At 64.3% G+C, this 20,953-nt stretch carries 22 protein-coding genes; 15 read left to right on the forward strand and 7 right to left on the reverse strand.

The window, feature by feature from the left end:
- The first annotated feature begins 8 nt into the window (after nucleotides 1-8).
- Both KIT25_11380 and KIT25_11385 read left to right on the forward strand, forming a co-directional pair.
- Nucleotides 9-959 carry an N-carbamoyl-D-amino-acid hydrolase gene (locus KIT25_11380; protein ID UYN97495.1) on the forward strand — a complete coding sequence of 317 codons (951 nt, stop codon included), beginning with the start codon at nucleotides 9-11 and terminating at the stop codon, nucleotides 957-959.
- 13 nt (nucleotides 960-972) lie between these two features.
- The gene (locus KIT25_11385; GenBank protein ID UYN97496.1) at nucleotides 973-1,596 is read left to right on the forward strand and encodes a flavin reductase family protein; all 624 of its coding nucleotides are present in this window, start codon (nucleotides 973-975) and stop codon (nucleotides 1,594-1,596) included.
- Between the two features lie 10 nt (nucleotides 1,597-1,606).
- Here KIT25_11385 and KIT25_11390 read toward each other — a convergent pair whose 3' ends face one another.
- Entirely contained in the window at nucleotides 1,607-2,278 is a 672-nt protein-coding gene (locus KIT25_11390) for an aspartate/glutamate racemase family protein (protein UYN97497.1), read from the reverse strand.
- A gap of 88 nt (nucleotides 2,279-2,366) precedes the next feature.
- Between KIT25_11390 and KIT25_11395 the strand changes: the two genes are divergently transcribed.
- The 7 genes from KIT25_11395 (at nucleotide 2,367) to KIT25_11425 (ending at nucleotide 7,434) form a co-directional block, all read left to right on the forward strand.
- Nucleotides 2,367-3,212, forward strand: coding sequence for a transporter substrate-binding domain-containing protein (locus tag KIT25_11395; protein UYN97897.1), 846 nt, complete (start codon nucleotides 2,367-2,369; stop codon nucleotides 3,210-3,212).
- A gap of 5 nt (nucleotides 3,213-3,217) precedes the next feature.
- Nucleotides 3,218-3,946: an amino acid ABC transporter ATP-binding protein gene (locus KIT25_11400; protein ID UYN97898.1), complete on the forward strand. Its 729-nt coding sequence runs from the start codon at nucleotides 3,218-3,220 to the stop codon at nucleotides 3,944-3,946.
- Entirely contained in the window at nucleotides 3,946-4,626 is a 681-nt protein-coding gene (locus KIT25_11405) for an amino acid ABC transporter permease (GenBank protein ID UYN97498.1), read from the forward strand. The genes KIT25_11400 and KIT25_11405 overlap by 1 nt, the downstream gene beginning before the upstream one ends.
- Nucleotides 4,614-5,288, forward strand: a complete 675-nt coding sequence (locus KIT25_11410; protein UYN97499.1) for an amino acid ABC transporter permease — start codon at nucleotides 4,614-4,616, stop codon at nucleotides 5,286-5,288. The genes KIT25_11405 and KIT25_11410 overlap by 13 nt, the downstream gene beginning before the upstream one ends.
- A 39-nt stretch (nucleotides 5,289-5,327) precedes the next feature.
- Nucleotides 5,328-6,569: an alpha/beta hydrolase gene (locus KIT25_11415; protein ID UYN97500.1), complete on the forward strand. Its 1,242-nt coding sequence runs from the start codon at nucleotides 5,328-5,330 to the stop codon at nucleotides 6,567-6,569.
- A 113-nt stretch (nucleotides 6,570-6,682) separates the two neighbouring features.
- Nucleotides 6,683-6,943 (forward strand): hypothetical protein, encoded by a 261-nt coding sequence (locus KIT25_11420; GenBank protein UYN98067.1) that lies wholly within the window; start codon nucleotides 6,683-6,685, stop codon nucleotides 6,941-6,943.
- Nucleotides 6,862-7,434 carry a hypothetical protein gene (locus KIT25_11425; GenBank protein UYN97501.1) on the forward strand — a complete coding sequence of 191 codons (573 nt, stop codon included), beginning with the start codon at nucleotides 6,862-6,864 and terminating at the stop codon, nucleotides 7,432-7,434. Before KIT25_11420 ends, KIT25_11425 begins: the two co-directional genes overlap by 82 nt.
- 7 nt (nucleotides 7,435-7,441) lie before the next feature.
- Here the strand turns inward: KIT25_11425 and KIT25_11430 are convergent, their stop codons facing one another.
- The 3 genes from KIT25_11430 to bamE all read right to left on the reverse strand — a co-directional run bounded on the left by KIT25_11430 (nucleotide 7,442) and on the right by bamE (nucleotide 8,642).
- Nucleotides 7,442-7,642, reverse strand: a complete 201-nt coding sequence (locus KIT25_11430; GenBank protein UYN97502.1) for a hypothetical protein — start codon at nucleotides 7,640-7,642, stop codon at nucleotides 7,442-7,444.
- Between the two features lie 96 nt (nucleotides 7,643-7,738).
- A complete protein-coding gene (locus tag KIT25_11435; GenBank protein UYN97503.1) occupies nucleotides 7,739-8,305 on the reverse strand; it encodes an NnrU family protein in 567 nt (188 codons plus the stop codon).
- A 43-nt stretch (nucleotides 8,306-8,348) separates the two neighbouring features.
- Nucleotides 8,349-8,642 (reverse strand): outer membrane protein assembly factor BamE, encoded by a 294-nt coding sequence (bamE, locus tag KIT25_11440; protein ID UYN97504.1) that lies wholly within the window; start codon nucleotides 8,640-8,642, stop codon nucleotides 8,349-8,351.
- Nucleotides 8,643-8,843: 201 nt separating this feature from the next.
- Here bamE and KIT25_11445 point away from each other — a divergent pair, with 201 nt between their 5' ends.
- From KIT25_11445 to KIT25_11470, 6 genes are all read left to right on the forward strand, one after another.
- The gene (locus tag KIT25_11445; protein UYN97505.1) at nucleotides 8,844-9,974 is read left to right on the forward strand and encodes a pyridoxal phosphate-dependent aminotransferase; all 1,131 of its coding nucleotides are present in this window, start codon (nucleotides 8,844-8,846) and stop codon (nucleotides 9,972-9,974) included.
- Nucleotides 9,975-9,981: 7 nt separating this feature from the next.
- On the forward strand, nucleotides 9,982-10,728 hold the full coding sequence (locus KIT25_11450) for an ABC transporter ATP-binding protein (protein ID UYN97506.1): 747 nt from the start codon (nucleotides 9,982-9,984) through the stop codon (nucleotides 10,726-10,728).
- Nucleotides 10,725-11,522: an ABC transporter permease gene (locus KIT25_11455; GenBank protein ID UYN97507.1), complete on the forward strand. Its 798-nt coding sequence runs from the start codon at nucleotides 10,725-10,727 to the stop codon at nucleotides 11,520-11,522. The genes KIT25_11450 and KIT25_11455 overlap by 4 nt, the downstream gene beginning before the upstream one ends.
- 95 nt (nucleotides 11,523-11,617) lie before the next feature.
- Nucleotides 11,618-12,424: an enoyl-CoA hydratase/isomerase family protein gene (locus tag KIT25_11460; GenBank protein ID UYN97508.1), complete on the forward strand. Its 807-nt coding sequence runs from the start codon at nucleotides 11,618-11,620 to the stop codon at nucleotides 12,422-12,424.
- A 17-nt stretch (nucleotides 12,425-12,441) separates the two neighbouring features.
- Nucleotides 12,442-13,278: a TauD/TfdA family dioxygenase gene (locus tag KIT25_11465; GenBank protein ID UYN97509.1), complete on the forward strand. Its 837-nt coding sequence runs from the start codon at nucleotides 12,442-12,444 to the stop codon at nucleotides 13,276-13,278.
- A 5-nt stretch (nucleotides 13,279-13,283) separates the two neighbouring features.
- On the forward strand, nucleotides 13,284-16,394 hold the full coding sequence (locus KIT25_11470) for a PAS-domain containing protein (protein UYN97510.1): 3,111 nt from the start codon (nucleotides 13,284-13,286) through the stop codon (nucleotides 16,392-16,394).
- Between the two features lie 67 nt (nucleotides 16,395-16,461).
- Here KIT25_11470 and KIT25_11475 read toward each other — a convergent pair whose 3' ends face one another.
- From KIT25_11475 to KIT25_11485, 3 genes are read right to left on the reverse strand one after another with little or no spacing between them, the layout of a single operon-like run.
- A complete protein-coding gene (locus KIT25_11475) occupies nucleotides 16,462-18,897 on the reverse strand; it encodes a penicillin acylase family protein (protein ID UYN97511.1) in 2,436 nt (811 codons plus the stop codon).
- Nucleotides 18,898-18,900: 3 nt separating this feature from the next.
- Nucleotides 18,901-20,055: a CoA transferase gene (locus tag KIT25_11480; protein ID UYN97512.1), complete on the reverse strand. Its 1,155-nt coding sequence runs from the start codon at nucleotides 20,053-20,055 to the stop codon at nucleotides 18,901-18,903.
- Nucleotides 20,056-20,066: 11 nt separating this feature from the next.
- On the reverse strand, nucleotides 20,067-20,942 hold the full coding sequence (locus KIT25_11485; GenBank protein ID UYN97513.1) for a DMT family transporter: 876 nt from the start codon (nucleotides 20,940-20,942) through the stop codon (nucleotides 20,067-20,069).
- Between the last annotated feature and the right edge of the window lie 11 nt (nucleotides 20,943-20,953).

Consider the following 20,953-nt stretch of genomic DNA (forward strand, 5'->3'; position numbering starts at 1 on the left):
TAGTAGCCGTGTCCCGCCGCCTGAAAGTCTCGTCTGCCCAGTTGGGCCCGATCCATCTCCGTGACAGCCGCGCCAGCGTGGTCATGCGCATGGTCGAGATGCTGAAGGAGGCCGATTCGCGCGGCTCGAAGTTCGTGGTGTTTCCGGAACTGGCGCTCACGACTTTCTTCCCGCGCTATTGGTACGACGACCCGAACGAGGTCGAGAAGTATTTCGAGAACCAGATGCCGAGCCCCGAGACGATGCCGCTGTTCGAGCTGGCACGGCAGAAGGGTATCGGATTCTACCTGGGCTATGCCGAGCGAACGGAGGAGGGCGGCAAGCCGCACCATTTCAACACCTCAATCCTTGTCGGCCCTGACGGACGGATGATCGGCAAGTACCGCAAGGTCCATCTGCCGGGTCACGACGACCATCGCAAGAACGTGCCGTATCAGCATCTCGAGAAGAAGTACTTCGAGGTCGGCAATCTCGGCTTCAACGTCTGGAAGATGTTCGAGGACGAGGTTCGGATCGGCCAATGCATCTGCAACGACCGGCGCTGGCCCGAGACGTTCCGCGTCATGGGGCTGAAGGGCGCCGAGATGGTGGTGCTGGGCTACAACACGCCGACCGACAACGTCTATGCGCCGCACGAGCCGCCCTACCTGCGCGTGTTCCACCACAATCTTTCGATCCAGGCCGCGGCCTATCAGAACGGCATCTGGGTCGTGGCGACGGCGAAGGCGGGCAAGGAGGACGGCTACTGGCTGCACGGTGGCAGCGCCATCGTGGCGCCGACCGGCGAGATCGTGGCCAAGGGCACGACCGAGGGGGACGAAGTCATCTCCTACGATTGCGATCTGGCGCTGGGCGAATACATCCGCAACACGACCTTCAATTTCGCCAAGCACCGCCGGCCGGAGCACTACAAGCTGATCTCCGAGCGCACCGGCGTCGAGGTCGAGACGGCGAACTGAGGGGGACTGCGTCATGCAATACGCTGCCAGGGACATCACGCCGCACGAGCGCTACAAACTCCTGATCTCCTTCGTGCTGCCGCGGCCGATCGCCTGGCTGACGACGATCGGCCCGAACGGCGTGGTCAACGCGGCGCCCTTCAGCTTCTTCAATGTCTTCGGGGAAGATCCGCCGCTGATCATGGTAGCCATCAACAAGCGACCCGACGGGCGCATCAAGGATACCTGGATCAACATCCAGCGCACGGGGGAGTTCGTGGTCAATCTGACCGACGAGCCGTTGGCGCGGGCGATGCACGAGTCGAGCGGCGACTTCCCGCCCGACGTCGGCGAGCCGGACTATCTGGGCCTCAAGCTCGCGCCCTCGGTTGACGTCAGGCCGCCGCGGCTGGCCGATGCGCCGTGGGCGATGGAATGCAGGACCTGGCAGGTAATTGACGTCAAGGAAGACCGTCAGTTGATCATTGGCGAGGGCCTCCGCTTCCACATCCGCGACGAACTGTGGGATCCCAAGGCGATGCGCGTCCACATGGATAGGTATCACCCCATCGGCCGCATGTTCGCCGACCGCTACTGCCGCACCGACGATCGCGTCGTCTTTCCCGCGGCGGAGGGACCAAGGAAAGCCGCCGAATAGTCGGCGGTATCTACGACCAGTTCAGCCGGCTGCGGCCGATCGCCATGGAGACCGCAGCCTGGCTGGGTTCCACGACCGGCAGGCCAACATGGCGTTGCAGGCGGTCACGATACTTGGCCATGCCGGCGCAGCCCATGATCAGCACGTCGGCGCCATCCTCATCGCGCAGCTCGGCCGCGACCTCGGCCATGCGGGCGAAGGTCGTCGCTTCGTTGGCGAGCTCGACGACGCCGAGTCCGACCGCGCGGTCGCCGGCCATGCGGTCAGCAACGCCCATCTGGCCGACATAGCGGAGATGGCGCGGAATGGATTTCTTCAGGATGGAAATGACGCCGAAGCGCTGGCCGAGCGTGAGCGCTGTCAGGATGCCGCACTCGGCGATGCCCAGCACCGGTCTCGTGGTGATCTCCCGTGCCACATGAAGGCCGGGATCGGAGTAGCAGGCGATGACGAATGCCGAACAATCGTTGTCGCGCTTCCTCACTATTTCGCCGATCGGTGCGACAACCTGCTCGACATGCGCCTGGCTTTCGATGCCGGGTGGACCGTCGTTCAGCGTGACGCACTCAATGGTCGGGCCGCCCGCCATGCGCAACGGCTCCATGGCGCGATCTATGCCGTCGGTCACCGCCTGGGTGCTGTTGGGGTTTATGACCAGAATGCGTTCGGTGGATTGTGCCATGCGGCGAAGGATGGCCTCCAAATTGCTATTGGACAATGCCTGATCTAACGTTTTGCGCCCACGGCATGTGGAAGGGAGAACCAACATGATGCAACGCCGTTTCGCCGCAATCGCGGTCGCAGCGCTCTTGTGCGCCGTGCCAACGCTCGCCCAGGACAAGCAGCCGCCGCTGCGCACCGGAGTCGACGGCACCTTCGCCCCGCACGCCATGCCCAAACTGGGCGGCGGCGTCGAGGGCTTTCAGATCGACGTCTTCACCGAGGTGGCGCGCCGCATGAAGCGCGAGATCACCATCGATGCGGTGAGTTTCTCGACGCTCATCCCCGGCATGCAGGCGGGCCGCTACGATTTCATCGCCGCGCCGACGACCGTGACCAAGGAGCGGGCAGAGAACATGCTGTTCACGGCGGGCTACCTGTGGACCGCCTTCCAGTTCGGTATCAAGAAGGGGAGCGCGCCGATCAAGAGCTGGGCTGATCTCAAGGGCAAGTCGGTCGCCGTGAACAAAGGCACGCCCTACGAGACTCTCAGTAAGAAGATGGGCGAGGAGCACGGCTTCACCGTGCAGGTTTACGACACGCAACCCGACGCCGTGCAGGCAGTCCTCGCCGGCCGCGCCTATGCCACGTTGGGCGGCAATACGGTGATCGTCTACGCTGCCTCGAAGAACCCGCAGTTCGTCGCCGACCTCGAACTCAAGGATACGCGGGCCCACTGGGCCGCGCCCGTCCCCAAGAACAATCCCAAGCTTCGCGCCGAACTGCAGGATGCGCTCGATTGCATGAAGAAGGACGGCACGATGGCGAAATACTTCGAGAAGTGGTTCGGCAAGAAGCCGGAGCCGGACGACCTCGCCGTCACGATCACGCCGGGTTACGGCGTGCCGGGCATGCCGGGCTACGACCCGACGCCGCACGAGCTCAAGTGCAGCTGACACACATCGTCGACGCCCGCGCCGTCCACAAGCATTTCGGCACTCTCCACGTCCTGAAGGGTGTCGACCTGAAGGTCACGGAGCGTGAACTGGTATTCGTGATCGGGCCGTCCGGCTCGGGCAAGTCGACCCTGCTGCGCTGCCTCAATCGGCTCGAGGAACCGTCCTCGGGCTCGATCGTGGTCGACGGCATCGACATGCTCGATCGGAGCACCGACATCAACCACGCCCGCCAGCGCATCGGCATGGTGTTCCAGTCCTTCAACCTCTACCCGCACATGACGGCGTTGGGCAACGTCACGCTCGCCTTGCGCAAGGTGGCGGGCAAGAGCCGTGGGGAGGCCGACGAACTCGGGCGCAAGGCGCTGGTGCGGGTTGGGCTGGGCGATCGCGCGAGCCATCGGCCCGCCGAGCTGTCGGGCGGCCAACAGCAGCGTGTCGCCATCGCCCGGGCGATCGCACTGAAGCCGCGGGTGATGCTGTTCGACGAGCCGACCAGCGCGCTCGACCCCGAGCTCGTTGGATCGGTGCTGGCCGTGATGCGGGACTTGCGCGAGAGCGGCATGACGATGATCGTTGTCAGTCACGAGATGGGCTTCGCACGGGCGGCAGCCGACCGCGTCGTCTTCATGGATCACGGCCAGATCGTCGAGCAGGGGCCGCCCGCACAAATATTCGAGAGCCCGAACCAGGAGCGCACGCGCGCCTTCATCGGCCAGATCCAGCGGCACTGATGACGACCTGGGACCGCTTTCTCGACACCTTCTTCAACGCCAGGGTTATGGCGAAATACTTGCCGGACATCCTGTCTGGCGTGGTCGTCACCATCGAACTCGCCCTGCTGATCGTGACCAGTGGCCTGGTGGCCGGGCTGGTGCTGGCGCTTCTGCGGAGCCTCGGGATCAGGCCGCTCAACTGGCTGATCGTCTTCGTCGTCGACCTGTTCCGCTCGCTGCCGCCGCTGGTCATCATCGTTCTGATGTATTTCGGACTGCCGGCGGCGGGTTGGGGGCCTTCGGGTTTCGTATCGACCTGGCTGTCGTTGGCATTCGTGTTGATGGCCTTCTCGGAGGAGATATTCTGGGCCGGCATCACGTCGATCCCGAGAGGACAGTGGGAAGCGGCGCGGTCGACGGGGCTCTCGTTCGGCGAGACGTTGATCTACGTGATCCTCCCGCAGGCCTTACGCCTGACCATCCCGCCCCTCACCAATCGCACCATCGCCATCACCAAGGGTACGGCGCTCGGAACCGTCGTTGCGGTGACAGAGATCCTCGGACAGGCCAGTTCTGCGGTGTCCAACTCCTACAATCCTTCGCCGCTGATGATGGGCGCGGCGGCCTACGTCGTTCTCTTCCTGCCGGTCGTCGTCGCGGGCCGCTGGATCGAAACCAGGTTCGCATGGAAGAGATAGTCCAGAGCTTCTTCAATGCCGAGATCGCGCGGGCGGCGATGCCGATCGTGCTGGCCGGCTTGTTGAACACGGTGTTGTTGTCGCTCCTCGTCGTACCGCTCGGCCTGGCCGGTGGGACGATCCTGGCGCTGCTGGCCTCGGTGCGCCACCCCCTGGTGCGTTGGCCGCTGATGGCCTGGGTGGACTTCTTTCGAGCCTTCCCGCCGCTGGTCCTGCTGGTGCTCCTGTTCGCGGGACTGCCCTTTGCCGGGCTGGAGCTGGGCGGCTTCGCCTGCGTCGCCATCGCCTTCTTTCTCAACACCGGCGCCTACTACGGCGAGATACTGCGGGCGGGGATCGATTCGGTGCCTCATGGGCAGGTCGAGGCCGCCCGCTCGACCGGCTTGAGCAGCCTCCAGGCGACAACCTACATCGTGCTGCCGCAGGCGGTGAGGAACGTGCTACCCGATCTCATGTCGAACACGCTCGAGGTGGTGAAGCTGACATCGCTCGGCAGCGTTGTCGCGGTACCCGAGCTCCTGTTCCAGGCACGGCAGGCCCAGAGCCTCACCTACAACCCGACGCCCATTGTCATGGCCGCGGCGATCTATTTCCTCATTCTTTGGCCGATGGTGCGGCTCCTCAGCCGGCTGGAGAATCGGGCACTCGCGGGCAGGAGGTAGTAGGCGCCGCTGTGGTAGGCTGGCCATCGGGAGGAACCGATGGTCGATTTCACGCGACTGACCGGAGCTTTGCTGGGCAATCCGGGACTGCGGGAGCGCGCTGCTCTCGCATCGCTTGCCCTGAGGGTGAGGAGTGGCGATGAAACGTGGTCCGTGCAGATCGGCAGCGAGATCGTGGTGAACCGTGGCGGCGGGCCCCAGACGGCATTCGGCCTGTCGGCCAGTGCGTCGACGTGGCGGGCGTTCGCCGAGGCGATGCCGGCCATTGGTTATCAGAGCCTCGTCGGCATGCAGCGCGTCGGCCATCTTCGAGTCGAAGGCGACATGCTTGTCTACGCTCGCAACCTGCTGTTGCTGGAGCAGGTTTTTGGCGCACTGCGCGAACCGCTGCCGGTACCCGACGTCGAAGCTACGGGCGAGCCCAGGATCGAGCCGGTCGTGGGCCGCTACCTTCGCCTCGATCTCAACGGCCGGCCACACCGCGTCTACTTCGAGGAAGCCGGGCAGGGGATCCCGCTCTTGTGCCTGCATACCGCGGGGGCCGATGGTCGGCAGTACAGAGCGCTACTGAACGACGAGGACATCACGCACCGCTTTCGGGTCATCGCGTTCGATCTGCCGTGGCATGGCAAGTCGTCGCCGCCGCCCGGGTTCGAGCGTGAGGGCTACCGTCTCACCACCGACCTCTATGTCGACACGGTGATGACGTTCTGCCGCGCGCTCCGTCTCGATCGCCCGGTGGTGATGGGCTGTTCCATTGGCGGACGCGCCGTGCTGCATCTCGCGCTGCGCCATGGTGACTACTTCCGCGCCGCAATCGGCCTGCAGTCGGCGACCCACGCCGACCCCGGAGCCGACACGCGATTGCGCGAACTGGGCGTGCTGTTCAGGCCTGACGTACACGGCCAAGAGGTGGCAGCCGGTTCGGTCGCCTGCCTGATCGCGCCGGCGTCGCCCCCTGCCGACAAGTGGGAGACGCTCTGGCACTACATGCAGGGAGGGCCGGGCGTTTTTCTTGGCGATCTGCACTACTACTTCGCCGATGGCGATCTGAGGAACGGGCTGCTCGATCAAATCGATACCGATCAGTGCCCGCTGCATCTGCTCACCGGCGAGTACGACCTGTCGGCGACGCCGGAACTCACTTCGGAGTTGGCGAAGCTCGTCAAGGCGACCTCGTTTCGGGTGATGAAGGGCATGGGCCACTTTCCGATGTCGGAGAACCCCGCCGCTTTCCGCCACTACCTGCTGCCGGTGCTGGACTCGATTGCTTCCCTGTAGCGGGAAGTAACACCCGTTCTGCAAGTGGAGACCCCCGAAAGCTGCCTGCAGGAGAAGGCGGCGTGCCAGCGTTTCGGCAATGGCGGCCGTCAGACCGCCATCGACGAGGAAGCATGATCCTGCGCTCTATCGCCGTGCTGGTGCTTGCCTTGGCAAACCTGCCGGCGGCCGCTCAATTGAACTGGCCGGACAAGCCGGTGAAACTGGTGGTCGGCTTTAGGGCCGGCAGCGCGACCGATGTCAGTGGTCGGATGATCGCCCAGAAATTCAGCGACGCCTGGGCAGGCCGGTCGTGGTCGAGAACATCGCCGGCAATTCCGGCGCGATCGGGGTCGACCGCGTCGCGAAGTCGCCACCCGACGGCTACACATTGATGTGGTCGGGAAACGCCGCCATCATCATTTTGCCTGGCGAGCCAGGCCGGTATCAAGATGGAGCACATACCCTATCGTGGAGCCAATCTGACCGACGTCATGAGCGGCGTCGTGCCGGTCGGCGTCCAGAACGCCGGCGCCGCCCTGCCGTTCGTCAAGGACGGGAGGGTGTGGGTACTCGCCATACCTCGCCCAAGCGGTCGCCGAATGCGCCCGAAATTCCGACGGTGGCGGAGCAGGGCTTTCCGGGTTTCGAGGCGCTGTCTTGGTTTGCCTTGCTGGCACCCAAGGGAACGCCGCAACCCATCCTCGACAAGGTGCGCGAGGCGTCGCTGAAGGTTCTGGTGGACCCGAAAATGCTGAAGAAGTTTGCGGTGATCGGGCTCGAGCCCGTTGGCAGCACCGGGGCGGTGGCGAAGGTGACGGTGTCCAACGATATCCCGAAGTGGGCGAAGGTCATCAGTGAGGCGGGCATCAAGCTCGCGAAGTGACGCCCGGCTAACGTACCCGGCGCATCAGCACCTCGATCGTATCGATCGGGGCGCTAACGATCTTGACACACTGATCGCCCCGAACCGGTCCGTTCGCAAGCGCGACCATCGACGTGACGAGAAACGGTGCGCCACGGACGAGGGCGACGGCAAGCAAACCAATGAGGAAGATGGTTGCGGCTGTCCGGAAAGGCGACGCGGCAAGCATGAGTTAATTCTGTCATAGGAACTGGCGAGAGCGACCCCTTCATTGTGCATAGCTGCGGCGCTGAATTGGCGAACGCCGCATCGTCGGTGAAGGCACTCAACCGATCGGCACGCCGAACGCGATGGGATGAAGCCAGAACATCAGGGTGTAGGCGGCCGTGCCGATGACGACGGCAACACCGTCGCCTATGCCGACAGGCGCAGAAGGCGGACCTGCATCGCCACGACGCTTCAGGGCAATGCGATCGTAGACCGCCCAGCCAAGGAAGGTGCCGAACAGCAGTATCGAGCCAAGATCGCCGTTCGCCAGCACGTGAGCCAGCGCCCATGCCTTTACGCCAACCAGCAGGGGGTGCTTCAGGGCCGACTTGAGACGCCCGACAGGCGCATAGGCGGCGGCAAGGGCAACGAAGGAAAACCACATCAGCACCAACGTCACCGGGCGGAGGAAATCTGGCGGGTCCCAGACGACGATGTAGCCTTCGCTTCGGTATCGGGCGAAGCCGATGACGATCAGGGCGATACCGGCTGCCGAAATGACGGAATAAAGACCCTTATACGAGCCTTCTCCGAGTCGAGCGAGCATGACGGCGCGACTACTGCGCAGCGTGGTGAAGGTATGGATGCCCAGGAAGAGAGCAAGCCCCAGGACGAGCAATGTCATGGTTAAGCTTAGCACATGGTACGACCCCGGGGCCCCGGTGATCCTATCGATCGCTTGGCACCGGCTGATCCGCACGGCCGAAATGATCGACCTTTCCTTCATTGTAGCAAACGTAGTACCGATTGGTCATGTCCCACGGTACCCGCATCCAGAAGTCCTTCATCACCGTGTAGACGGCGCAATCGTTTCCAGCCGTATAGGCCGAGCTATCGGCAACACCCATGATGGACGTGACCTGCTCGCGGCTCATGCCTGGGCGGACTTGATCGAGGCTGGAAGACTGGACACATGCTGCGGCGGCGCTGGCCGTCAGCAATACAAGGGCGGTGCGTTTCATCGATCGACCTCCTCGGCTGCCTTCAATGGTTGTAACGCCATCCGCGCCGCTTGGTCCCCTGCGCCTCAATCCCGATTCTGGAGGCCATGAAAAGGACTAGGTGGCGATTCGCCTGCCGATGCTGTAGGCGGGCGCATGCAATCCAGTTCCCGCCTCCAGCCGCCAGGGCTCCCGGCGACGCTCAGCGGCCCGATCGCCGGCATGTCCGACACGCCGATCACCGAAGTGGCGATGACTGTCTTCGGAGATCCCGACGTCGTGCCGTTGTGGTTCGGCGAGAGCGATCTCGTGACGCCGGACTTCGTTGGCGCGGCGGCTGCATCGGCTCTGCGGGAGGGCGACACTTTCTACACGTGGCAGCGGGGCATCCCCGAGCTGCGCACGGCCTTGTCCGCCTACACGGAGCGGCTGTACGGAATTACCTGTCCGTCAGACCGTCTGACCGTGACAACGGGCGGCATGCAAGCCATCCTGCTGACGTGCCAACTGCTGCTCGATCCCGGTGACAATGTCGTGATCGTGTCGCCGATCTGGCCCAACATCACTTCGGCAGTGAAGCTCGTGCGCGGCGAACCCCGGTACGTGGCGCTCGATCCTCGGCCGGATGGCGGCTGGAGGCTTGACCTGCAGAAGCTATTCGACATGGTAGATGGGCGCACGCGGGCGATCTTCGTCAATTCCCCCGGCAATCCGACCGGTTGGACGATGACGTCGGACGAGCAGCGCGCCATCCTGGGCTTTGCGCGCGAGCGCGGTATCTGGATCATGGCAGACGAGGTGTATGCGCGGCTGATCTACACAAAGCCGGTCGCGCCCTCCTTCCTCGAACTGGCTGGTCCAGACGATCCGCTTATCGTGTTGAATTCATTCTCCAAGCCATGGGCGATGACGGGCTGGCGCATCGGTTGGCTCACGCACCCGCGCCAGCTCGGTGACGACTTTGCCAAGCTGGTCCAGATCAATACCTCGGGCGTGCCGCCGTTCCTGCAGCATGGCGCCGTGGCGGCTCTGGAGAAGGGAGAGGAGTTCCTCGGCAAGATGGTGGAACGTTGTCGCTTCGGTGGGGAGCTGGTGTTCCAACGCCTGTCGGCGCTTCCCAGGGTCAAGATCGCGCGGCCGGAGGCTGCCTTCTACTCGTTTTTTGCCGTGGAGGGCGTGACCGATACGCTGGCGTTCTGCAAGAGACTCGCGAAGGAGTACAAGGTCGGCGTCGCCCCCGGCGAAGCCTTCGGTCCCGGCGGTCAAGGCCACATCCGTCTGTGCTTCGCCTCCGGTGCCGAGCGGCTGAGCAAGGGCATGGATCGCATCGAAGCGGCCGTCAGGGCACTTTGATCGTGTCATGGCAGAGTGCGCTTCAATCGACGTCAGGCACCTTCGGAAGGTGTACGGCGAGATCGTCGCGGTCGAAGACCTGACGTTCTCGGCGCCGCGAGGTGCCGTCCTGGGATTGCTGGGTGGCAACGGGGCGGGCAAGACCACGTCGATCGCCATGTTGTTGGGGTTGCTCGAGCCGAGCGGTGGTGAGATCTTCGTGCTCGGCGTTGACATGTTGCGCCGACGCTATGCGGCCCTGCCGCGGATGAATTTTTCCTCGCCCTACGTCGATCTGCCGCATCGGCTGACCGTGCGTCAGAACCTCGGCTTCTATGGAAGGCTTTACGGCGTGAGCGATCTTGCACGCCGTGTCGAGGAGATCGCCGATCACATGCAGGTGGCTCCCTTCCTGGACCGGCAGGCCGGCAAGCTGTCGGCAGGGCAGAAGACGCGTGTGGCATTGGCCAAGGCCCTGATCAATCGCCCGGAAGTCCTGCTGCTCGACGAACCTACGGCTTCGCTCGATCCCGACACCGCCGACTGGGTGCGCGGCTATCTGAGGGACTATCAGCGTGAGACCGGTGCGACCATTCTGCTGGCTTCGCACAACATGGGAGAGGTCGAGCGTCTTTGCGACGACGTCATCCTGCTCCAAACCGGCCGGATCTATGATCGAGGCAGTCCGAGCCAGCTGATCGAGCGCTTCGGCCGGGAGGACATGGAAGAGGTCTTTCTGGACATGGCACGCGGGCGCCGTGCGGCGGCATCATGAGCGCTTCGTTGGGGCGTATCTATGCACTGGTGCTGCGACACATCTACATCTGGCGCAGCTCGGTGATGCGTCTGGTGGATTCGATCTACTGGCCGGCGGTTCAGATGGTCATGTGGGGCTTTCTCACGCAGTTCCTGCTCCCGCAGACCTCCTACGTCGCGCAGGCGGCGGGCGTATTGCTTTCTGGGCTGCTACTGTGGGAAGTCGTCGTGCGCGGCAATCTCTCCCTGTCGATCGCCTTTCTGGAGGAGATGTGGTCACGCAACCTCGGGCACCTGTTCGTGAGCCCGATCCGGTCGTGGGAATTGGCGACCGGCATCATCATCGCCGCTCTTCTCCGCACGCTGCTTGGAATGGTCCCCGTGTCCCTGCTGGCCTGGGCTTTCTTTGGCTACTCGGTCTATTCTCTCGGCCTGCCGCTGATCGCCTTCTTCGCGATCCTGCAGATGTTCTCCTGGTCAATTGGCCTTGCCATGTCGGGCCTCGTCATGCGCGTCGGCCAGAGCGCCGAATCCTTCGCCTGGGCGGCCGTCTTCATCCTGATGCCGGTCAGCGGCGTATACTATCCGGTGTCGGTGCTGCCCGATTGGTTGCAGGTGATCGCCTGGGCATTGCCGACGTCGTATGTCTTTGAGGGCATGCGAGCCATCCTGACGGACAACGTTGTCCACTGGGATCTGTTGGCGATCGCCTTTGGATTGTCCGTCGTCTATCTGGTGGCGGGCTTCCAGGTCTTCCAATGGTTCTTCCGGCTGTCCCGCCGGGCCGGTTCCCTGCTGGGACAGGGTGAGTAGTTCGACTGCCATCGAGCACCGCCGAATGTCCCAGGACGAGGACAACGGGGCGCTTCATCTTGTTGGCAGGATGTCCGCTGGCTAAGACACTTCCCATGATCGACTACGCCAATATCGTTCTGACGAGAGACGGCAGCGTCGCGCGGTTGACGCTCAACCGGCCGGATCGGCGCAATGCGCTCACACACCGGATGATGCTGGAACTCGAGGATGCGTTTGGGCGCATACGCGACGATCGGGAGTGCCGCGCGCTGGTGTTGCGCGGGGCCGGCGGCCACTTCTGCGCCGGCGGTGATCTCGATGCCATGGCGAGCATGCCGCCCCGCCCGGCCAACGAAGCCGACGATCCGCTGATTTCGGCCTATCGACAGTTCGGCGATGCGTTGCTGGCGCTCAACAATCTCCCGCAGGCGACCGTCGCCGTCGTCGAAGGCTCGGCGGTTGGCGGTGGCTTCGGCATGGCCTGTTGCTCCGACGTCGTCATCCTCCATTCTTCGGCGCGGTTCGGGTTGCCGGAGCCGAAGGTCGGCTTCATTCCGTCGCAGGTCATTCCCTTTACGGTGCGTCGCTTGGGCGAGGGGCCGGTCCGCGACCTGGCCGTCACCGGAAGGCTGCTGACCGCTGAGGACGCTTTGAGCCTCGGAGTTGGGCGATATCTTTGCCGTTCCTCCGAGGAGATCGAGACGGTCCTGAGCGACTTGCTCCACGATATCGTCAAGATGGAACCGTCGGCGCTTGCCACGGTCAAACGCCTGGTGCTGAGTTGCGCCGGGCAGGGGGACCGGGCGGTTCTGGACGACGCGGCCAGAAGTCTCGTGGAATTGCTGCGACGCCCGCAGGCGGCAGTCGGGATCGAGGCCTTCAAGGCCAAGAAATCGCCGCCGTGGTCGAAGAAGGCTTAGCGGGTGGGGGCAGGGAGATGCGCAACTATCGCCATATCGAGGTACGTCCGGTCGCTGGTGCGCTCGGCGCTGAAATCCACGGCATCGACATCTCCGGCGAGCTCGAGCAGGACACGGTCGAAGAGCTGCGCCAGGTCTTCCTCGACTACCTGGTTGTCTTCTTGCGCGACCAGCAGGCGACCCCGCAACAGCAACTCGCATTCTCGCGCCACTTCGGAGAGCCGATGGAGTACCCTCAGCTCAGAGGACTGCCGGAGACACCACTCATCACGCCCGTGGTCAAGCTCGAGCACGAGCGCAACAACTTCGGCGGCATCTGGCATTCGGACACCACGTATCTTCCCGAACCCCCGATGGGCAGTATGCTGTTGGCCCGCGAAGTGCCACCCTACGGTGGCGATACTCTGTTCGCCAATCAGTATCTCGCCTATGAGGCCCTGTCAGACGGGTTGAAACAGACACTGGAAGACCTAGTGGGGGTGAGCTCGTCGGCCAAGGCGGAGGTGACCAAGACTCGCGAGGACCGCATGAAGGCGGCCGGCGCCGAACTCAAAGTGCTGACAGCGGAACATCCGATCGTTCGCACGCATCCGGAAACGGGTCGCAAGGCGCTTTATACGTCGGACGCCCATACCAGCCACATCAAGGGTTGGAGCGAGAAGGAGAGTCTCCCTCTGTTGCGCTTCCTGTGGGAGCACCAGGTGAGACCGGAGTTCACCTGCCGGTTCCGCTGGGCGCCGGGATCGTTGGCCTTCTGGGACAACCGCTGCGCCATGCACAACCCGATCAACGACTATCACGGTTATCGCCGGGTGATGCACCGGGTTACGCTGAAGGGCGACAGGCCGAGGTAGCGGCGATGGATGACGCCAATGTCTTTGCCGACTTTGCGCGGACCGGCGTCGACTGGCTGTGGGAGACCGACAGCGACGATCGCTACAGCTACTTTTCAGTGGCCGTGACTGCGGGGGGCATCGACCTTGCCAATCGCATCGGAATGCGTCGTGCCGATGTCGCGGTGAACGATCCTGAGAATGCACGGCGCATTGCCGAGCTGTCGGAGATCGTACGCCGGCGACAGCCCTTTCGGGATTTCCTCTTCCGCACGCGTCTTCGTGACGGGGGCGGACGATGGTGCGTGGTGAGTGGCGAGCCGCGACATGACGCCGACGGTGCTTTCCTCGGCTATCGCGGCATCGGCCGCGACGTCACTGACGAGGTCGAAGTACGCCGCAAGCTCGAGGTCCAGGGGCGGACACTCGAGGCGATCCTGAGCACCATGCCCGACGGCGTCCAGGTCGTCGACGAGAACAACCGGACGCTGGCGGTCAATGACCAGATCTTCGAGATCATGGGAATTGCGAACCGCAAGGGGCGGCCGGAGCCCGAGATCACGATGCAGTCGATCGTCGACATGGCCAAGCGCGGCGAGTACGGACCGGGCGATCCCGAATCAATCGCCCGAGAACGTGTCCAGAGCATGCTCGGCGTGTTGCGCGAGAAGGGCAGCGTCAACTATCAGCGTCAACTCAAGACCGGCCGCTGGATGGAAGCGCGGCTGCGAGCCATCGATGGCGGCGGCTTTCTGTCGCTGTATCGCGACATCACCGAAAGCAAGGACCGCGAGGCGGAGCTCGAGCGGACCTCCAGTCTCCTGCAGGCGATCTTCGAGAACTTTCCAGGGGGTATCGCCGTCTACGACCGCGACAAAAGACTGGTACTGTGGAACGAACGCTATGCCGACATCATCGGTGCCGATCCCGCCGCAATCAGGAAGGGCGTGTCGCCGCTCGAGGTGCTGGTCTCCCAGGCGCGGCTCGGTGAATTCGGTCCAACTGACGACCCGGCGAGAACCGCCCGTGAGCGCTGGGAGGCGATGGATTCCGGGCGTATCGACTTCGTCACCAGGGAACGGCCAAACGGGCGGGCCTTCGAGATGCGACGGCAGGATCTGCCGGATGGCGGATCGCTGTCGATCTATCTGGATACCACTGAGCAGAAGCGGGTAGAGCGCGCCCTGCAAGAGGCCAACGCCGGCTTGGAAAGGCGAATCGCCGAGCGGACTGCCGAGCTGGCAGATCGGGAACGATTCCTGCGCAACATTGTCGGAGATCTTCCGGGCATGGTCTATCGCTGCCGCAACGATCGCGACTGGACGATGCTGTTCGCGAGCGAGGGCTGCCACGACTTGTTCGGGAGGTTTCCGGAAGAACTCACCAGCGGCGCGGTGACGATCGGCAGCCTGATCCATCCCGACGAGCGCGATGCCGTATGGGAAAAAGTCCAGGCCGACTTTCGCGCGGGTGACAATTTCCAACTCGAGTACCGCGTGCGGCATGCCGACGGAACCTGGCGCTGGGTCCAGGATCGGGCACGCGCGATCCGCTCGGAGACCGGAGAGGTCGTCATGATCGAGGGTCTGGTCCTCGACATCGACGCTCGCAAGCAGGCCGAGCAGCAACTGGCCAAGATGCACGAAACGCTCTTCGACGCCGTTCAGAGCGTCAACGACAATCTGATCATCTACGACCGCGACGACCGGCTCGTGCTGTCGACGAGGCATCTCGCGGAGCAATATCCCAATGCCGAGCGCTACTTCGAAGCCGGCCGCAAGTTCGAGGACATATTGCGCGATGTCGTCTACAGCGGAGGGCTACCGGTGCCGCCCGGCACGGATCCCGAAGCGCTGATCGCCGAGCGGGTCGAGCTGCATCGCCGGGCCGACGGCACCCAGATCGTCCGCCACCTCCAGAATGGCCGCATCCTGCACATATCGGAGCATCGCTCGCAGAGCGGAGGAATCGTCTCGATCGGGCGCGACGTCACGGATCAGATAAAAATGGAGGCGCAGCTGCGCGAGTCGCAGCGCATGGAGGCGATCGGCAAGTTGACGGGCGGCCTGGCGCACGACCTCAACAACTATCTCGCCGTCATCATGGGTAACCTCGACATGCTGGCCGACCGCCCGCACTCCGATCCCGAGACACCCAAGCTGATCGGCGGCGCGTTGGCCGGAGTGCGACGTGGCGCGGAGCTGACCCGAAGTCTGCTGGCCTTCTCCCGTCGTCAGCCTCTCGACCCGCGAGTGCTCGACCTGGATGCCCGGATCGTCGCCGTCGGCCGGCTGATCGAGCGCACGATCGGCGAGAAGATATCGCTCGAGGTCGACGTGGCGCCCGACCTTTGGCTGGTCCGGATCGACGGCGCCCAACTCGACGCGGCACTCGTCAATCTCGCCAACAACGCCCGCGACGCCATGCCGAACGGCGGCGTGCTGAGGATCGCTGTCCGCAACGCACCGGAGGGTACGCTGCAGGCGCCGGCAGGCGATCACGTGCTGATCGAGGTATCCGACACGGGGATCGGCATGGCCCCGGATACGATGGCGATGGCCTTCGAGCCCTTCTTCACGACCAAGGGACCCGGTCATGGCACCGGCCTCGGATTGAGCATGGTCCATGGCTTCGTTCACCAGTCGGGGGGCGTCGTGCGGCTCGAGAGTACGCGGGGACGGGGTACGACGGTGCGGCTCTTCCTGCCACGAACGCGTGAGCCGCGCCCGGCAACGACCGGGCCGAAATCCCGGTCCGCGCTGCCCGGGGGCAACGAACGCATCCTCGTGGTGGAAGACAACGAGTACGTCCGGGAAACCGTCGTCGAGCAGCTCGTTTCCCTCGGATACTCCGTGGGTGAGGCCGAAAGCGGCGACACGGCGTTGGCGATGCTCGAGACGCGGGCCGCGGAGTTCGATTTGATCTTCACCGACCTCGTCATGCCCGGTGCGACCGACGGCTCGGCATTGGCGAAGTTGATCGAGCGGAGATGGCCTGACGTCGCGGTGTTGCTGACGTCAGGCTTCTCGGGGGAGGACTTGGACACCGACGACAGCCGAACCGTTCTGCGCAAGCCGTATCGCAAGGCTGATTTGGCCCATGCGGTGAGGGCGGCGCTCGAGAAGCGGAACGTCTGACCAGGCACGCGAAGCGGGTCCGTGAACCGTGAGTTATTGATCCGTGAAGATATTCACCCAGGAAGGATCATGGGGCGGGCGGGGCGAGGGTGATTGTGCCGATGGCGTTGCGGGCAAGTTCGGGGTGAGTGCCGGAAATGCCGACGTAGCGCAGGCTGCGCCATGACTCGACGAAGTGCCGCGACCAGTGCGACAGGAAGTTGCCGGACTGCCCGAGCGGGATGGCGAAGCGACTATTGTCGAGATCGTTGAAATCGTAGATCCCGCGGAACGTGGCGCCGTGAATCGCGTCGAAGGGCCGTGCGCCGCGATAGGCGGGATTGGCACGGTTGAGCGTATGGGCTCCTCCGTCAGCGGGAAAGCGCACCGAGGCGAGGTCGCGCAGCAGGGGGATGCCGTCGAACAGCGGATGGCGAAAGGCGGCGTGATGCTCGCGGCCCCATTGCCAGGCCTCGGGGTTGAGGCCCTGCAGCTGCGTCAGCCGGCTGAGTGCCCTCTCGAGCGACGTGGCGACGACGTCATCGCAGGATTCGACCGCGCTGGTGCCCCGATCGTCGCACCATTGCGGTCGTTCACGCAGGATACGGAGCACGAGCGACACGTTGATCTGCGACATGTCGTTGTAGATGTCATCGCCGACTTCGTCGGCCAGCAAGCCGCGCTGAAGCTCCATCAGCCAGGCCGTGTAGATCAGCGGCTCCGGTCGCGTCGCCAGCATGAACCCGTTCCAGTTCTGCAGCATGGCGACGGTCTTGCCGGCCCGGGCGCTGCGCGGCTTGACCTTGAGCAGCTCCGGCAGGACGTCGTCGGCGTCGAGTGTGCGGTTGTCGGCCTGCAGCGCGATCATGCCGTAGACCGGATGACGTTGGACCTCGCGGAGCAGTTCCGTGGCCCGGCGTTGCCGGTATCCCTCGGCCCAGTCGCGGGTTATGAAGTGACGGTAGTCGTCCCCGACCAGGCGGCCGTTGGCATTGACGATGAGGCCGCTCGGGGGATTGAGGGCGCGGGGCAATTCGTCGAACGGCACGAAGCTTGCCCAGTCGTGCTCCGACGTCCAGCCGGGCCGTGCTATCGAACCGTCACCCTTGCGGCGAATCGGCACGCGCGCGGGAGCGATGAGCCCGATATTCCCTTCGGTGTCGCCGTAGACGATGTTCTGCATCGGCGACACGACCTTGCGGGCCGCATCGAGGAAATCGTCCCAGTTCTGCGCCAATCCGATGCGGATCAGCGCTTCCATGGTGGTGTCGCCGCTGTCGAGCGCGGTGGCCTGCAGTGCCAGCACGTGGCCCGTGGGCGCGAGATCCTCGGGCTTGCGGGCAAAGTCGTCTATGACCACGCCATGACGTGTTTCTCGCACGCGCAGCCGCACCGGATCGCCCCACAGTACGTTGATGGTCTCGTCGTAGACCGCGAAGGGGCGGGCACCGTCGGGCGTGATGTAGCGATTGGGGTCGGTAGCATCCACGCGCTCGATGAACAGGTCCTGGCTGTCGAGATTGGTGGTGGTGAAACCCCAGCCGATGCTTGCGTTGTGGCCCAACACGATCGCCGGCACTCCCGGTGCCGAGGCGCCGCGAATGTCGAAACCGGGGCCGACCAGCCGCGCCAGATACCAGGTCCCGGGGAAACTGAATCCGAGATGGGGATCGTTGGCGAGCAGCGGTTTGCCGGAGACCGAACGCGCGCCCGCCACGACCCATTCATTCGAGGCTTCCCGCTTGAGCGTAGCAATGGTGTCGGTGGCGCGAAAGAGACGTTCGAGGTCGATTCCCTTTACTGCCTCGTTGACTTGGGCGAGGGTTGCGTCGCGTGGGTCTCCCGTCGGCTCGATCAGGAAACGCACGCCGTCCTCTCCGATTTTCTTGAGCAGGCGCAGGCGCAGGAGCTCAGCGCGCCAATTGCCATCGAGGCTTAGGGCCATCAGCTTCGTCCAGACCAGTGAATCGGCTGGCTGCCAGCGCTCTGGCCGATATTGTCCGCCCGACAGAAGCTTGATGAGCGTGAGCTCCAGGCCGAACTGCCGATGTTCGCCGACTATGAACGCGTTCACTCCCGCGGCATAGGCCTCGAGGATGCCGCGCGTTCCAGCCGACAGGACGCTCACGCTGTCGAGCGCGTGTCGGTAGACGCCCAGGCCGCGCATCGTGCGATCCGTATCGAGCAGGGCGGTGCCGACCAGCGCCGGCGGCACGATCTCGGAAAGTCGCCCCTGCCCGAGGCGTCGCATGAACTCCATTTGCCAGAAGCGGTCCTGGGCATGGGCGTAACCAAGGCCGAATGCAGCGTCCTCTATCGAGCCGGCGACGATATGGGGAACGGCGTTCCGGTCGCGTAGTATCTCGACGGAGGCCTTTGGGCCGGCGACATCGAAGCGGCCAGAGTACGGTGGCAGCGCGCCGCGCGCCTCAAAGAAGACTCCGACCAGCAGCACGGCGAGGCCGAGTGCGGCGGCGGCCGCGATCTTCGCGGTGCCCAATCCGAGGCGGACGAGCGTCCGCACCGGCTAACCGATGAAGGAGAGAATGGCCGAGCGGTCCGCGTCGAGATCGGGCGCCGGCTTGCGCGTCGTCGGATCCTCGAAGGCCGACATTTTGATGGGATTGCCGGCGAGGCGGAGCGTGCCGCCGCCGCCGTCAGGTGCCTCGACCAGCATGTTGCGGGCGGCGACCTGCGGGTGGGAAAGCGCCTGCTCGATATTGTTGATCGGGCCGCTCGGCACGCCGGCCTTCGCCAGGACGCCGAGCCAGTGCGCAGTCGTGTTGGTTCTGAGGACGGACTCCATCTCGTGCTCGAGCTTCTGATGATGCTTCTGGCGCAGGGCGTTCGACTTGTAGATGGGGTCGGCAGCCATATCTGGCCGTCCAAGGGCCTCGCACGTCTTGACGAACAGGCCGTCGTTGCCGGCCGCGATGATCAGCGCGCCGTCCTGGCTGCGGAACGCCTGGAACGGCGTGATGGTCGGATGGCGGGCGCCGAGCGGGCCGGGGATTTCACCCTCGACCGTGTAACGCATCACGGCGTTCTCCAGCAACGCGATCTGGCAGTCGAACATGCCGATGTCGATCTTGGTCGCCTCGCCGGTCTTCAGCCGGTGCACCAGCGCGGCATTGACCGCGATCGCCGTGTAGAGGCCAGCGCCGATGTCGCCGATCGACATGCCCACACGCGCCGGCGGGGCTCCCTCGTGGCCGGTGATGCTCATGATGCCACCCATGCCCTGCACGACCATGTCGTAGGCGGGATCCCTGGAATTCGGTCCGGTGTGCCCGAAACCCGAGGCAGAGGCGTAGATCAGCTTGGGGTAGCGGCTATGCAGCGTTTCCCAGCCGTAGCCAAGCTTCTCCATGGTGCCGGGACGGAAATTCTCGACGACGACATCGGCCTTCGCGAGCAGCTTCTCGAAGACCTTGCGGTCGGCATCGGTCTTGAGGTCGAGCGCGATGCTTTCCTTGCCGCGGTTAACCGACGCGAAATAGGTCGAGCGACCGTGGACGTACGGCCCATAGGCGCGCGCGTCGTCGCCCCCCTTGGGCGGCTCGACTTTGATCACACGGGCGCCGAGCTCGGCCATCATCAGCGTGCAGTAGGGCCCGGCAAGGATGCGCGACAGGTCGACGACGACGATGCCCGACAGGGGGCCTTTGGCGTTTTCAGTCATGATCGGCTTGTTTAGCCAGTGGCTCGCCGCGAATCCAGCCAGACATTGGTGGCTGCGGCACCGATGACCACGGCGCCGCCGAACAAGGTGAGCGTGCCCGGCCTTTCGCCGTCGACGAGCCATACCCAGATTGGTCCGAGAACCAGTTCGAGCAGCCCGAGCAGGGCGGCGCGTCCGGCAGGGATGTGCTTGAGGCTGGCCATGTAGAGCAGCAGGCCGAGCGCGAGCTGGCCGGGCCCGAGCGCCAGTAACCAGGCGAGATCGTCGCGCGTGACGGTGCCGGGCGTCGCGAAGGGGAGGGCGACGACCGCCGAGATGGCCCCGGCGATGGCGAGCGAGGGGGTCATGCTGACGTCCCGGCGGTGGCGCACGATCACATAGTTGGCGCTGATGCAGAGCACCACGATGAAAGCCACCGACATGCCGAGTACCGCCCCGGCATCCAGCGAATCGATCACCGACAAGGCCAGGCCCGCGACCGCCACAGCCATCGCCATCAGGGTATGGCGGTGCAGCGGCTCCCCCAGGAAGAAGCGGGCGAGCAGGGCCGTGACGAACGGCGTTGCGCCGAACACGATCAGCACGTTGGCCACTGGAGCCATGCCCAGTGCCAGGATGAAGGAGACGAAGCTTCCCGCCAGCATCAGCCCGCTCATGAACAGCGACATGCCGGCGTAGCGCAGATCGTGCCAGACCTGCCGACGGCGCCATAGCAGCAGCGGCACGATCGCGAGCATGAGCAGTGTCGAACGCCAGAACGACACGTCCCAGGCCGGGAGCTGGATCTGCCGCACGATCACGCCGGCTGTACTGAACATGACGGCAGCCAGGATGGCGTAGAGTGCGCCGAGTGCCGCCGAACCTTCCCCCATGTCGCTGGTCTTCATTTTCAGGCGAA

The organism is Enhydrobacter sp. (assembly GCA_025808875.1).
Taxonomy (GTDB): Bacteria; Pseudomonadota; Alphaproteobacteria; order Reyranellales; family Reyranellaceae; genus Reyranella.

What these genes read in the sequence shown, in the direction of transcription:
- KIT25_11385 (UYN97496.1), top strand. Translation starts at nt 973, where the DNA reads ATGCAATACGCTGCCAGGGACATCACGCCGCACGAGCGCTACAAACTC.
- KIT25_11390 (UYN97497.1), bottom strand. Translation starts at nt 2,278, where the DNA reads ATGGCACAATCCACCGAACGCATTCTGGTCATAAACCCCAACAGCACC.
- KIT25_11395 (UYN97897.1), top strand. Translation starts at nt 2,367, where the DNA reads ATGCAACGCCGTTTCGCCGCAATCGCGGTCGCAGCGCTCTTGTGCGCC.
- KIT25_11405 (UYN97498.1), top strand. Translation starts at nt 3,946, where the DNA reads ATGACGACCTGGGACCGCTTTCTCGACACCTTCTTCAACGCCAGGGTT.
- KIT25_11410 (UYN97499.1), top strand. Translation starts at nt 4,614, where the DNA reads ATGGAAGAGATAGTCCAGAGCTTCTTCAATGCCGAGATCGCGCGGGCG.
- KIT25_11415 (UYN97500.1), top strand. Translation starts at nt 5,328, where the DNA reads ATGGTCGATTTCACGCGACTGACCGGAGCTTTGCTGGGCAATCCGGGA.
- KIT25_11420 (UYN98067.1), top strand. Translation starts at nt 6,683, where the DNA reads ATGATCCTGCGCTCTATCGCCGTGCTGGTGCTTGCCTTGGCAAACCTG.
- KIT25_11430 (UYN97502.1), bottom strand. Translation starts at nt 7,642, where the DNA reads ATGCTTGCCGCGTCGCCTTTCCGGACAGCCGCAACCATCTTCCTCATT.
- KIT25_11435 (UYN97503.1), bottom strand. Translation starts at nt 8,305, where the DNA reads ATGACATTGCTCGTCCTGGGGCTTGCTCTCTTCCTGGGCATCCATACC.
- bamE (UYN97504.1), bottom strand. Translation starts at nt 8,642, where the DNA reads ATGAAACGCACCGCCCTTGTATTGCTGACGGCCAGCGCCGCCGCAGCA.
- KIT25_11445 (UYN97505.1), top strand. Translation starts at nt 8,844, where the DNA reads ATGTCCGACACGCCGATCACCGAAGTGGCGATGACTGTCTTCGGAGAT.
- KIT25_11450 (UYN97506.1), top strand. Translation starts at nt 9,982, where the DNA reads ATGGCAGAGTGCGCTTCAATCGACGTCAGGCACCTTCGGAAGGTGTAC.
- KIT25_11455 (UYN97507.1), top strand. Translation starts at nt 10,725, where the DNA reads ATGAGCGCTTCGTTGGGGCGTATCTATGCACTGGTGCTGCGACACATC.
- KIT25_11460 (UYN97508.1), top strand. Translation starts at nt 11,618, where the DNA reads ATGATCGACTACGCCAATATCGTTCTGACGAGAGACGGCAGCGTCGCG.
- KIT25_11465 (UYN97509.1), top strand. Translation starts at nt 12,442, where the DNA reads ATGCGCAACTATCGCCATATCGAGGTACGTCCGGTCGCTGGTGCGCTC.
- KIT25_11470 (UYN97510.1), top strand. Translation starts at nt 13,284, where the DNA reads ATGGATGACGCCAATGTCTTTGCCGACTTTGCGCGGACCGGCGTCGAC.
- KIT25_11480 (UYN97512.1), bottom strand. Translation starts at nt 20,055, where the DNA reads ATGACTGAAAACGCCAAAGGCCCCCTGTCGGGCATCGTCGTCGTCGAC.
- KIT25_11485 (UYN97513.1), bottom strand. Translation starts at nt 20,942, where the DNA reads ATGAAGACCAGCGACATGGGGGAAGGTTCGGCGGCACTCGGCGCACTC.